This window comes from Streptomyces sp. NPDC059695 (assembly GCF_042733785.1).
Lineage (GTDB): Bacteria > Actinomycetota > Actinomycetes > Streptomycetales > Streptomycetaceae > Streptomyces.
Map to the genome: position 1 here is coordinate 101018 of NZ_JBHWFF010000010.1, position 11549 is coordinate 112566.

Sequence of the window (11549 nt, forward strand, 5' to 3'; positions counted from 1 at the left end):
GGGGGCCAGCTCCTACTACTCCCGGACCCCCCCCCGGGGGCCCGCGCCGCCCGCCGCGTCCGCGGCGGCCGCGCCGGCCGGTCCCGCGCCGACCACCACGACGTCCCAGACGTCGGCCGACTCCTCGCCCTCCGGGGCGGACGCCTCGTCCGGCGCCTCGCCCGGCGCGGTGTCCGACACCCCGTCCGACACCCCGTCGTCCGGCAGGGGCGCCGGCTCCGCGTCCGCACGTCCGGCCGCACTCCCGGCGGCGCTCCCCGCGGCCCCGGGAGCCGCGCCTGCGGGCTCGGTGGGCTCCGGACCGGCGTTCTCTGCGTGCTCGCTGCTCACGTGTGCTTCTGCTCCTGATCCGACCGGTGGTCTGCTCCTGACGCATCCTACGGCGCGGTAGCCAGGGGCCCGCCCGTAGGATCGACGGTGCGTTCGCCGTACCACGACATACGACGAACGTCGTCCTCACGTCGTAACGTCGCACCCATCAGGAGCGTGCCCATGACCTCGAATCCGATCGCCGAGACCGTCCGGTCACTGATGCCCCGGGCCAAGGCCGAGCTCACGGAGCTGGTGGCCTTCGAGTCGGTGGCGGACGAGGCCGTGGCGCCCCGCAGCGAGTGCGAGGCCGCCGCGAACTGGGTCGCGGACGCCCTGCGCTCCGAGGACTTCCGGGACGTGGCGCTGCTCGACACCCCCGACGGCTCGCAGTCGGTGTACGGCGTCCTGCCCGGCCCGGCCGGCGCGCCGACCGTCCTGCTGTACGCGCACTACGACGTGCAGCCGAAGCTGGACGAGTCCGTCTGGCTCTCCCCGCCGTTCGAGCTGACCGAGCGGGACGGCCGCTGGTACGGACGCGGCACCGCCGACTGCAAGGGGGGGTTCATCATGCACCTGCTCGCGCTGCGCGCCCTCAAGGCGAACGGCGGTGTTCCGGTGACCGTCAAGGTCATCGTCGAGGGCTCGGAGGAGCAGGGCACCGGCGGTCTGGAGCGGTACGCGGAGCAGCACCCCGAGCTGCTCACGGCCGACGCCATCGTGATCGGCGACGCGGGCAACTTCCGCGTGGGCCTGCCGACCGTGACCGCGACCCTGCGCGGCATGACGATGATCCGGGTCCAGATCGACACCCTGGAGGGCAACCTGCACTCCGGTCAGTTCGGCGGCGCCGCGCCCGACGCGCTGGCCGCGCTGATCCGCGTCCTGGACTCGCTGCGGGGGCCGGACGGCTCCACCGTCATCGACGGTCTCGCGGCCGACCAGGTGTGGGAGGGCCTGCAGTACCCGGAGGAGGACTTCCGCCAGGACGCGAAGGTGCTGGCGGGCGTGTCGCTGCCGGGCGCCGGCACGGTCGCCGACCGGATCTGGGCGCGCCCGGCCGTCACGGTCATCGGCATCGACTGCCACCCGGTGGCCGGGGCGACCCCCTCGGTCCCGAAGTCGGCCCGTGCGCAGATCAGCCTGCGGGTGCCGCCGGGCGAGGACGCGGCCGAGGTGACGAAGCTGCTCTTCGCGCACATCGAGAAGCACACGCCGTGGGACGCCCGGGTGACGCTGGAGCAGGTCGGTCAGGGCCAGCCGTTCCAGGCGGACACCTCCAGCCCGGCGTACGCGTCGATGGCCGAGGCGATGCGGGTCGCGTACCCCGGTGAGGAGATGCAGACGGCGGGCATGGGCGGCTCGATCCCGCTGTGCAACACGCTGGCCTCGCTCTACCCGGAGTCGGAGATCCTGCTGATCGGCCTGAGCGAGCCGGAGGCGCAGATCCACGCGCCGAACGAGTCCGTCTCGCCGGAGGAGCTGGAGCGGCTCTCGGTCGCCGAGGCGCACTTCCTCGTCAACTACGCCCGCTCGAAGCAGGTCTGACGCCGGATCGGGCCCGGCGCGGATGCCGGGCCCGGCCCCGGATCGGTTCAGCGCTCGGCGAAGCTCGCCGAGAGCGTAGACGCACCCGGCGGACCTGCGCGGCTGCGTAGGTTCGCCGTATGACATCCATCGAACTCGCCAGGATCACGCCCCGACTTCACCTCCTCGACTTCTCCATCGGTCAGGCCTATCTGTGGCAGGACGAGGAGGAGCTGACCCTGATCGACGCCGGCTGGGCCGGTACGGCGGACGGGATCGCCGCGGCGATACGGTCGGCCGGCCTGGCCCCGGAGCGGCTGCGCCGGATCGTGCTGACCCACTGCCACCGGGACCACGTGGGCTCGGCGCAGGAGCTGGCGGACCGGTACGGGGCGGAGATCCTCGCGCACCGGCTCGACGCGCCGGTGATCCGGGGCGAGGCGCCGGTCCCCGAGCCCGATCTGCTCGACTGGGAGCGCCCGATCTTCGCGCACGGCCTGACCTCTCCGGAGGCGCCGCCCACGCGGGTGGACCGGGAGGTCGAGGACGGCGAGGAGCTGGGCTTCGGCGACGGGGCCGTGGTGGTCCACGGCCCGGGCCACACGCCCGGCTCGATCGCCGTCCATCTGCCGCGCCACGGTGTGCTGTTCGCCGGGGACACGGTGGCCTCGGTGCCGGACGTGATGTTCGGCGTCCTGCACGTCGACCGGGCCCTCGCCCTCGACTCGATGCGTGCGCTCGCGAAGCTCGCCCCCTCGGTGCTGTGCTGCGGCCACGGGGCTCCGGTGACGACGGACACGGCGGAGCGGCTGGCGGCCGCGGCGGCGCAGGCACAGGCGTAGGGCCTGCGGCCGGCGGCGGCGGCGCGCAGGCACGGGCGCAGGGCCTGCGCCGGGCGGGGGCGCAGGCCTGCCACAGGCGAGGGCCGCGTCAGCCGACCGGGACGCCCGCCTCCAGGTTGAGGACGGTGCCGCGTTCGCGGGCGCGGAGGGCCCAGCGGAGGCGTCGGTAGCGGACGGGCGGCAGCAGGGTCTCGGCCTCCTCCTCGGTGACGAACCGCCAGCCCCGGAGCTCGGAGCCGGGGAGGCGGAGGCGTGCGGCGTCGGCGGTCCGCAGGGTGCCGCCGTCGAAGAGGAGGCGGAGGCCGCCGTAGCCGGGGGGCTGGGGGCGCTCCCAGTCGACGAGCAACAGCTTCGGTACGGCGTCGAGTTCGAGGCCGATCTCCTCGGCCACCTCGCGCATGCCCGCCCGGGCCGGGGCCTCGCCGGGCTCGACGACGCCGCCGGGAAACTCCCAGCCGGGCTTGTAGGTGGGGTCGACGAGCAGGAACCGGTCCTGCTCGTCGAAGAGCAGGACGCCGGCGGCGAGCGTCTCACCGGTGGGCTCGGGTGTCTGGACGATGCCGCAGGGGGCAACCCGCCCGGCCCGGACCGCGTCGGCGACGGCCCGGGCCGCCTCGGCCGCGGTGAGGGCCGACGTGTCGAGCGTGTACGCGTCGGCGGCGAGCCAGTCCAGGGCGGCGCGGTACGGCGGCAGGTGCTGGTGGCACCACTCCCGTACGCGGGCGTCCGCTTCGGGGTCGCCGAACTCCGCCCGCCCGTCGATCCGCTCCCGCAGGATCGTTTCCTCCGGGGCGAGCAGCACATGCCGCACCTCGATGCGGCGGGCGGCGAGCCCGCCGAAGATCTCGTCCCGGTACTCCTGGCGGAGCAGGGTCATGGGGACGACGAGCACGCCGCCGACCTCGGCGAGAAGGGCGGCGGCGGTGTCGACGACCATGCGGCGCCAGATCGGCAGGTCCTGGTAGTCCTCGACCTCCGCGAGCCGCTTGGCCGGGAGGAGCCGGCGCAGCCCCCCGCCGGTGACCTCGGGGTCGTACAAGGTGCTGTTGGGGATCAGATCGACCAGCTCGCGCGCGGTGCTCGACTTTCCCGCGCCGAACGTACCGTTGATCCAGACGATCACGTTTCCCCCTCTTCGATAGCCCCCAGTGGCTTGCCCGCAACACCCTGCCACGGAAACCACGAACCCATGTCTCGGCATGTGCGTGACACTTCCGGGCAGCCGTCGTTGAGAACGGCGAGCACGAGGGGGTGCGGAGATGAGTCGTACGGTTCTCGAACGGTTTCCGGCCGGCGGCCCGCGGGGCAGCTGGCCGGCGGAGGAGTTCGCCGGGGCGCGGCGCGAGGAGGGAGTGCCGGCCAGGGTCGTCATGGACCTGGAGTCCGACACGTTCCTGGTGATCGTGGAGCAGCGGACGCCGGAGCGGGTACGGGAGTGACGCCGGTCCCGGGTCGGGGCCGGGCGCCTGGGCCGGGAGCGGTGGCAGGGGGCGCGGGACGGGTGTCGGCCCGGGAGCGGCGGCACGGGCGTTTCGACGGACGGACGCGAGTCGGGGACGGAAACCGACCGGCGGGGGTCGGGGACGGGCGCGCCGACCGGCGCGGGTCAGGGACGGGAAGACGCCGGCATGGCCGCCGCGGCGGCGCCGAGAAGGCCCGCGTCGGTGCCCGTGGCGGCGGGGACGACCGTCAGGTTCCGGACGAAGGAGAGCGCGGCGTAGTCGCGCAGGCCGCGCCGGAGCGGGGCGAAGAGGACCTCCCCGGCACCCGCCACCCCGCCTCCGACGACCGCGATGTCGATCTCGACGAGGGCGGCGGTGGCGGCGATGCCCGCCGCGAGCGCCCGGGCCGCGCGCTCGAACGAGGCGATCGCGACCCGGTCGCCGGCGTGCGCGGCGGCGGCCACGGCGGCGGCGGAGACGTCGCCGTCGGGCCCCGGCCGCCAGCCGTTGTCCAGGGCCCGGCGGGCGAGGTGCGGGCCGCTGGCGACGCGCTCGACGCAGCCGCGCCCGCCGCAGGCGCAGGGGTCGCCGTCCAGGTCCACCGGGATGTGGCCGATGTGACCGGCGTTGCCGGTGGGTCCCGGGTGGACCCGGCCGTCGAGGACGAGGCCACCGCCGACGCCCGTGGAGACCACGAGGCACAGGGCGTTGGCGTGCCCGCGGGCCGCGCCCAGCCAGTGCTCGGCGGCCGTCATGGCGACGCCGTCGCCGACGAGGGTGACCGGGCGCCCTTCGGTGGCCCGGCCGACCCGCTCGACGAGGGGGAAGTCGCGCCAGGCGGGCACGTTGACCGGGCTGACGGTTCCCCGGGAGGCGTCGACCGGTCCCGCGCTGCCGATGCCGACGGCCGTCGCGGACTCCCAGAGCGGAGAGGCGGCCAGGTCCGTCAGGACCGCCTCGACCGCCGCCATCACCGTCGCGGCGTCCTCACGCGCGGGCGTGGGCCGCTGCGCGCGGACGCGGACCCGGCCCCCGCCGTCGACCAGGGCCCCGGCGATCTTGGTGCCGCCGATGTCGAGGGCGGCGACGAGGCCCGTGGCGGGGTCGGTGAGCATGGGCGCGGGGTCTCCAGTCGGCGGGTGGGGGGCGGGAAGCGGTTCTGTACAGTCTTACCCGGTCTGACAACGTTGTCCAGGTTCTATGCTCGAACCGAGATCGACTCGACACCCTCCGGAGGAACCGCGCACCGTGGCCGACATCGCCCGCCGCACCGAGTCCCGCTACGGCAATCGGCCCACCATGAAGGACGTCGCCGCACGGGCCGGCGTCGGCCTCAAGACGGTGTCCCGGGTCGTCAACGGCGAACCGGGCGTCACCCCCGACACCGCACGCCGGGTGCGGGAGGCCATCGAGGTCCTCGGCTTCCGCCGCAACGACAGCGCCCGTGTCCTGCGCAAGGGCAGGACGGCGACCGTCGGACTGGTCCTGGAGGACCTCGCCGACCCCTTCTACGGGCCGCTCAGCCGGGCCGTGGAGGAGGTCGCGCGGGCGCACGGGGCGCTGCTGTTCAACGGTTCCAGCGCCGAGGACCCGGAGCGGGAGCAGGAGTTGGCGCTCGCGCTCTGCGCCCGCCGGGTCGACGGTCTCATCGTCATCCCGGCCGGTGACGACCACCGGTACCTGGAGCCCGAGATGAGGGCGGGGGTCGCCACCGTCTTCGTCGACCGGCCCGCCGGACGGATCGACGCCGACGCCGTGCTCTCGGACAGTTTCGGCGGTGCACGCGCGGGCGTGGCCCATCTGATCGGACACGGCCACCGCAGGATCGGCTTCATCGGCGACCGTCCCCGCATCCACACGGCCGCCGAACGCCTGCGGGGCTACCGCGCCGCGATGGAGGACGCTGGCCTCCCGGTCCGGGACGCCTGGGTCTCCCTCGGGTCCACCGAGCCGGAGCGGGTGAGCGCGGCGGTACGGGAGATGCTGGCGGCGACCGAACCGGTGACGGCCCTGTTCTCGGGGAACAACCGCGTCACCGTGACGGTGGTCCGGGCCCTCGCCCGGCACGGGCGGCCGGTGGCCCTGGTCGGCTTCGACGACATCGAACTGGCCGATCTGCTCGGCGTCACGGTCGTGGCCCAGGACGCCGCCGCACTCGGCCGGACGGCGGCGGAGCGCCTCTTCCGGCGCCTCGACGGGGCCGAAGGAGCGCCGGAGCGGCTGGTGCTCGGCACGACGCTGCTCGCCCGCGGATCGGGCGAGATCGCGCCGTGAGGGCCTGCCGCCGGGTCCTCCGGCGCGGTCGGGTCCGCCGCGGCCGCGACCCCCGGCAGCCGTGATGCGGCGGTACTGCCGCCCGGTCCACCGGATCCTGGAACCGGCTCGGCGGCTCGGTGTCGTCCATCAGCCGGTACGCGCAGTCGCCGCGCTCCAGGCTCCGGACGAGCAGCGGCGGCGGCCGGGAACGGGTGAGGGTGGGTCGCATCCGAGCACGCGGGCTCGGTGCCACTGCCGCTCGGTCTGCGCTCGCTGCTAGCGTGCCGTCCATGATCAAGGGCGACTTGGCGGGTCGAATAGGCCGGATGGCGGGGAACAACGCGCCGGAGCGCGTGCTGGTCGCCGCGAGTTTCGTCAACCGGGTCGGCAATGGTCTCTTCAACGCGGCGTCAGCGCTCTACTTCACCCTGGTCGTGGGCCTGCCCGCGGTCGAGGTCGGTGCCGCGCTCACCATCGCCGGAGTGATCGGCCTGTGCGCGGGCATACCGGGCGGGCACCTCGCGGACCGGCGAGGAGCGCGCACGATCATGATGGTGGCCCTCGCGGTCCAGGCCGCGTCGATGGCGGCCCTCGTCCTCGTCGAGAGCTGGGCCGCGCTCACGATCATCGCGACGGTCGACCAGATCGCCGCCGCGGCCGGCGGGGCGGCGTGGGGCGCGCTGGTGGTCCGGGTCGGCGGCGAGCGCCCGGCCCTGTTCCGTGCCAAGCTGCGCACGTTCGTCAACCTGGGCGTTGTCCTGGGCACGGTCGGTGCGGGGCTGGCGCTGGCCGCGGACACCCGCCGTGCCTATGTCCTGCTGATCCTCGGCAACGCGGCGAGCTTCGCCCTGTGCGCGGCGCTGTTGCTCCTACTGCCCCGCTATCCGGTGCTGCCCGCGCCGCCGCGCCGGCGCAGGTGGCTCGTCTTCGCGGATCGTCCCTTCCTGACGTTCACCGCCCTCTACGGGGCCATGGGACTGCAGTACCCGGTGGTCTCGCTCCTCCTGCCGATCTGGATCTCCGAGCACACCGAGGCGCCGCGCTGGACGGTGGCCGCGCTGTTCGCCGTCAACTCCCTGTTCTGTGTGCTGATGCAGACCAGGATCGGGTCGCGGATCGAGACCCCGCACGAGGGCGGCCTGGCGTTTCGCACGGCGGGGCTGCTCTTCCTCGTCAGCTGCCCGATGATGGCGCTGGCGGCGTATACCCCCGTCTGGGCGGCGGCGGGCCTGGTCCTCGCCGCGATCTTCGTCCACAGTCTGGGAGAGGTGTGGGAGTCGTCGGCGGCCTTCGCCCTGGGCTTCGGTCTTGCCCCCGACCACGCCCAGGGCCAGTACCAGGGTGTCTTCGGTCTCGGCTTCAGCGCGGGCCAGGCGCTCGCCCCCGCGATCCTCACCACGGTGGTCCTCGGCCTCGGCACGACGGGCTGGCTGCTCCTGGCGGTGTTCTTCGCCGTGCTGGGCGCTGCCGGTCCCCCTCTGGCCCGCTGGGGCATGCGGACCCGGCCGCAGCCAGGCGTCGCGGCCGAGGTCACGGGCTGACCCCGAGACAGGCCTCGGAGGCCTCCTCCTCCGGAAGCGGCGCCTTCGGCCCCGGCGCGGGGATCAGCAGATCCGCAGCCCCGCCACGGGGCCGCCTCCCGCACCGCCCGACAGATGGAGCACGCTGAGGTAGACGTTGGTGTTGCCGCTGTCGTCGTCGGTGCGCGCGAACCAGCGGCTGGTGGTGCCGCCGTACGTCTCGGTCCGGTCGAGGTCGACCTGGCAGGAGAACGTGTGCGGTCCGGCGCCGACCGTCCCCATCTCCCCGCCGTCGTACCGGGTGGTGGTGGCGCTCCGTACGACCTGGCAGGTCGCGGAGGAGCCCGAGGCGGTGCAGCCGGAGGCGGGCGGCGGGGCATCCGTGGTGGGCGCGGCCGTGGCGCCGCCCCCGCCCCCGGAGGGATCGCGGGTCGTGCCGGTGCCGCCGGCCGCGGCGGCGCTCCCGCCCTGCTTGCCCGGGGCCGTCGTGGCGCCGCCCGCGCCGCCCGCGCCGGAGGCCGGGTCCGCGCCCGTACCGCCCGTGTCCGGGCCGTCCTCCCCCGAGTCCCGGCCGGGGCCGTCGGTGGCCGTTGCGTCGCCGGCGGCCGTACCCGACTCACGGCCCGAGGGGGTGGAGCCGGTGGAGGGGGTGGCGGTGCCGCTCGGCCGTCCGGAGGCCGCGGTGCCGCTCCCCGGGTCCAGGACGCGGCCGGGGTCGCCCACGGTGTCGCCGCCGCCGTCCCCGTCCCGCGGGGTCTCCGAGGACGCCCGCGTGCCGCCGTCGCCGTCCATGAGGGCGTACGTGATGCCGCCGCCGGCCAGCAGGACGGCGGCCACGGCGGCGGCGACCACCGCGTTGCTCCGGCGGGGCTTCGCCTCGGCGCGCCGCGCGGCCCGCGTCCCGGCACGTCCGGCCGTGCCCGCGTCGAGCTGCGCGGGCGGCACCGGGAGGGCGGGCCCGAAGGCCCCGGCGGGTGGGGCGGAGAAGAGCGGCGGGGTCTGCGCCGGGCCCGCGGAGGGGTTCACGTCCGCCCCGTCCGCGTACGGGTTCGTCCCGGGGGCGTCCCCGTAGGGGTTCGGCGCGAGGAACCCCGGGGCGGGTGTCTCCGCCACGGGTGTCCCGGGCGCGGACGTCCCCGGCACAGGTGTCCCCGGCGCGGGCATCCCCGCCGAGGGTGACCCCGGCGCGGGCATCCCCGGCGAGGGTGACCCCGGCGCGGTGGCTCCGCCCGTCACCGGCTCGGGTTCCGCCTCCGCCTCCCCCAGCGCGTCGAGCAGCCGTGCCGCCTCGCGGGCGGTCGGGCGGGAGGCCGGGTCCTTGTCCAGGAGGCGGAGCAGCACCGGGGTGAGGGCTCCGGCGCGGCGGGGCTCCGGGAGGGGTTCGGTGACGATGGCGGCGAGGGTCGACCAGGTGGACGTGCGGCGGAAGGGCGAGGCGCCCTCGACCGCGGCGTACAGGGTCGCGCCCAGGGCCCAGACGTCGGACGCGGGGCCCGGATCCTGCCCGCGGGCGCGCTCGGGGGCGAGGAAGTCGAGGGAGCCGACGATCTCGCCGCTGCGCGTGAGGTGGGTGGCGGAGCCGTCGCCGGGGTCCTCCATCGTGGCGATGCCGAAGTCGGTGAGGACGACCCGGCCCGAGCGGTCGAGCAGGATGTTGCCGGGCTTCACGTCCCGGTGGAGGACGCCCACGTCGTGCGCGGCGGCCAGCGCCTCCAGGACGCGGGCGCCGATGCGGGCGGCCTCGGCGGGTTCGACGGTGCCGCGTTCGCCGAGGACGTCGTCGAGGGAGGGCCCTTCGACGAGCTCCATGACGATGACGGGCCGGCCCTCGTGCTCGGTGACGTCGTGGACGGCCACGACTCCGGGGTGGCGGACCCGGGCGGCGGCTCGGGCCTCACGGGTCATCCGCAGGCGCAGGTCGGCCAGTTCGGGCGCGGCCGCGTCCGAGAACGTACGGAGTTCCTTGACGGCCACCTCACGGCCGAGGACCTCGTCGACGGCCCGCCAGACGACGCCCATGCCTCCGCGGCCGAGCCGACGCACGATTCTGTAGCGGCCCGCGAGCCGCCCGTTCTCCCCCGATGACACCGCTGCCCCGTCCCCTGTCGATCATGTGAACTCGACAAGAGTACGGGGCAGTTGGCGCGAAAGTGACCGTTTAGCGATCAGTGGTGACCGTGAGGTCGCCTCGGCGCGGGGCGGCGAAGCGGTCGAGGTCGGCTCGGGTCATGCCGGTGAGGGCGTCGACCTCGACGGTGTCGAGCGCGCCGCACTGGAGGCCGCGGAGCAGGTAGGAGGCGAGGGCCTTGGCCGTGGCGGGCTCGTCCATGACGTCGCCGCCGGCGTGGTTGGCGTAGGCGGAGAGCCGCTTGGCGGCGGTCTCGAAGCCCTCGCGGTAGAAGGCGAAGACGGCGGCGTAGCGGGTGGGGATGTGGCCGGGATGCATGTCCCAGCCCTGATAGTAGGCGCGGGAGAGGGCGCGGCGGGTGAGGCCGTAGTGCAGGCGCCAGGCCTCGTGGACGTGCGCGGTGGAGCCGACGGGCAGGACGTTGGTGGAGCCGTCCGAGACGCGGACGCCGGTGCCGGCGGCGGCGACCTGCATGATCGCCTTGGCGTGGTCGGCGGCCGGGTGGTCGCTGGCCTGGTAGGCGGCGGACACGCCGAGGCAGGCGCTGTAGTCGAAGGTGCCGTAGTGCAGTCCGGTGGCGCGGCCCTCGGCGGCACCGATCATGCGGGCGACGGCGGCGGTGCCGTCACTGGCGAGGATGGACTGGCTGGTCTCGATCTGGATCTCGAAGCCGAGGCGGCCCGCGTCGAGGCCGTGGGCCTTCTCGAAGGCCTCCAGGAGGCGGACGAAGGCGGTGACCTGCTCGGGGTAGGTGACCTTGGGGAGGGTGAGGACGAGGCCGTCGGGGAGGCCGCCGTTCTCCAGGAGGCCGGTGAGGAAGACGTCCGTGGTGCGGATGCCGCGGTCGCGTACGGCCGCCTCCATGCACTTCATCCGGATGCCCATGTAGGGGGCGGCGGTCCCGTTCGCGTACGCCTCGGAGATCAGGCGGGCGGCGCGGGCGGCGTCCTGGTCCTCGTCCTGCCCGGCGTAGCCGTCCTCGAAGTCCACCCGGAGGTCCTCGATGGGCTCGCGCTCCAGCTTGGTCCGCACACGGCCGTAGACGTCCTCGGCGAGGTGGTCGGAGAGGCCGAGGACGGCGGCGAAGGACGCGGCGTCGGGGGCGTGCTCGTCGAGGGCGGCGAGGGCCTGGTCGCCCCAGGAGCGGATGGTTCCGGCGTCGAAGACGTTGCCCGGGACGTAGACGGTGTGGACGGGCTGGCGGGTGCCGGGGTCTCCCGGGTAGCGCCGGTCGAGCTCGGCGTCCACCGAAGCGAGCGAGGCGCTGATGCCCTCGCTGACCGCGCCCGCGAGGCTCGTCGACACCTTCTCCTGCTGACCCATCCTGCATTCCTCCTGTTTTCCGCTTCACGGAATCAACAATCCGCATAGCGAAGGTAGTAGGCGCCGGGACCTGCGTCAATGGTTGTCCGAAACGGCCGGGGGGGGGGGGGGGGCCCCGCCGGGGGCCCGGCCCCCCCGCCCCCCCCCCACACCAGCTCAACAACTCACCGGGGGGGAGACGGGAGAGAGAGGAGGAGGCGAT

10 protein-coding genes are annotated in these 11549 nt (G+C 74.9%); 5 read left to right on the forward strand and 5 right to left on the reverse strand.

The features are described from left to right. Positions 1-15: 15 nt before the first annotated feature. The gene (locus tag ACFV2S_RS14890; protein ID WP_385558015.1) at positions 16-330 is read right to left on the reverse strand and encodes a hypothetical protein; all 315 of its coding nucleotides are present in this window, start codon (positions 328-330) and stop codon (positions 16-18) included. A 162-nt stretch (positions 331-492) separates the two neighbouring features. Here ACFV2S_RS14890 and ACFV2S_RS14895 point away from each other — a divergent pair, with 162 nt between their 5' ends. Together ACFV2S_RS14895 and ACFV2S_RS14900 are read left to right on the forward strand one after the other, a co-directional pair. Next, positions 493-1857 carry a dipeptidase gene (locus ACFV2S_RS14895; RefSeq protein WP_385558018.1) on the forward strand — a complete coding sequence of 455 codons (1365 nt, stop codon included), beginning with the start codon at positions 493-495 and terminating at the stop codon, positions 1855-1857. A gap of 119 nt (positions 1858-1976) precedes the next feature. Then, entirely contained in the window at positions 1977-2678 is a 702-nt protein-coding gene (locus ACFV2S_RS14900; RefSeq protein ID WP_385558021.1) for an MBL fold metallo-hydrolase, read from the forward strand. A gap of 88 nt (positions 2679-2766) precedes the next feature. On the opposite strand, the gene ACFV2S_RS14905 is transcribed toward ACFV2S_RS14900, so the two are convergent. Continuing rightward, positions 2767-3801: an NUDIX domain-containing protein gene (locus ACFV2S_RS14905; protein WP_385558024.1), complete on the reverse strand. Its 1035-nt coding sequence runs from the start codon at positions 3799-3801 to the stop codon at positions 2767-2769. A 136-nt stretch (positions 3802-3937) separates the two neighbouring features. Here ACFV2S_RS14905 and ACFV2S_RS14910 point away from each other — a divergent pair, with 136 nt between their 5' ends. Further along, a complete protein-coding gene (locus ACFV2S_RS14910) occupies positions 3938-4117 on the forward strand; it encodes a hypothetical protein (protein ID WP_383791398.1) in 180 nt (59 codons plus the stop codon). A 167-nt stretch (positions 4118-4284) separates the two neighbouring features. Here the strand turns inward: ACFV2S_RS14910 and ACFV2S_RS14915 are convergent, their stop codons facing one another. Beyond that, complete coding sequence (locus tag ACFV2S_RS14915) at positions 4285-5235, reverse strand: ROK family protein (protein ID WP_385558027.1); 951 nt, start codon at positions 5233-5235, stop codon at positions 4285-4287. Between the two features lie 133 nt (positions 5236-5368). On the opposite strand from ACFV2S_RS14915, the gene ACFV2S_RS14920 reads away from it, so the two are divergent. Both ACFV2S_RS14920 and ACFV2S_RS14925 read left to right on the forward strand, forming a co-directional pair. After that, positions 5369-6394: a LacI family DNA-binding transcriptional regulator gene (locus tag ACFV2S_RS14920; RefSeq protein ID WP_385558030.1), complete on the forward strand. Its 1026-nt coding sequence runs from the start codon at positions 5369-5371 to the stop codon at positions 6392-6394. Positions 6395-6666: 272 nt separating this feature from the next. Then, on the forward strand, positions 6667-7917 hold the full coding sequence (locus ACFV2S_RS14925; protein ID WP_385558033.1) for an MFS transporter: 1251 nt from the start codon (positions 6667-6669) through the stop codon (positions 7915-7917). 63 nt (positions 7918-7980) lie between these two features. Here ACFV2S_RS14925 and ACFV2S_RS14930 read toward each other — a convergent pair whose 3' ends face one another. Together ACFV2S_RS14930 and ACFV2S_RS14935 are read right to left on the reverse strand one after the other, a co-directional pair. Beyond that, a complete protein-coding gene (locus ACFV2S_RS14930) occupies positions 7981-9915 on the reverse strand; it encodes a protein kinase (RefSeq protein WP_385558037.1) in 1935 nt (644 codons plus the stop codon). A 139-nt stretch (positions 9916-10054) separates the two neighbouring features. Beyond that, positions 10055-11347, reverse strand: a complete 1293-nt coding sequence (locus tag ACFV2S_RS14935; RefSeq protein ID WP_385558040.1) for a DUF6986 family protein — start codon at positions 11345-11347, stop codon at positions 10055-10057. Positions 11348-11549 lie beyond the last annotated feature (202 nt).

Coding starts and splice junctions, on each gene's coding strand:
- ACFV2S_RS14895 (WP_385558018.1), top strand. CDS start 493: ATGACCTCGAATCCGATCGCCGAGACCGTCCGGTCACTGATGCCCCGG.
- ACFV2S_RS14900 (WP_385558021.1), top strand. CDS start 1,977: ATGACATCCATCGAACTCGCCAGGATCACGCCCCGACTTCACCTCCTC.
- ACFV2S_RS14910 (WP_383791398.1), top strand. CDS start 3,938: ATGAGTCGTACGGTTCTCGAACGGTTTCCGGCCGGCGGCCCGCGGGGC.
- ACFV2S_RS14915 (WP_385558027.1), bottom strand. CDS start 5,235: ATGCTCACCGACCCCGCCACGGGCCTCGTCGCCGCCCTCGACATCGGC.
- ACFV2S_RS14925 (WP_385558033.1), top strand. CDS start 6,667: ATGATCAAGGGCGACTTGGCGGGTCGAATAGGCCGGATGGCGGGGAAC.
- ACFV2S_RS14930 (WP_385558037.1), bottom strand. CDS start 9,915: ATGGGCGTCGTCTGGCGGGCCGTCGACGAGGTCCTCGGCCGTGAGGTG.
- ACFV2S_RS14935 (WP_385558040.1), bottom strand. CDS start 11,347: ATGGGTCAGCAGGAGAAGGTGTCGACGAGCCTCGCGGGCGCGGTCAGC.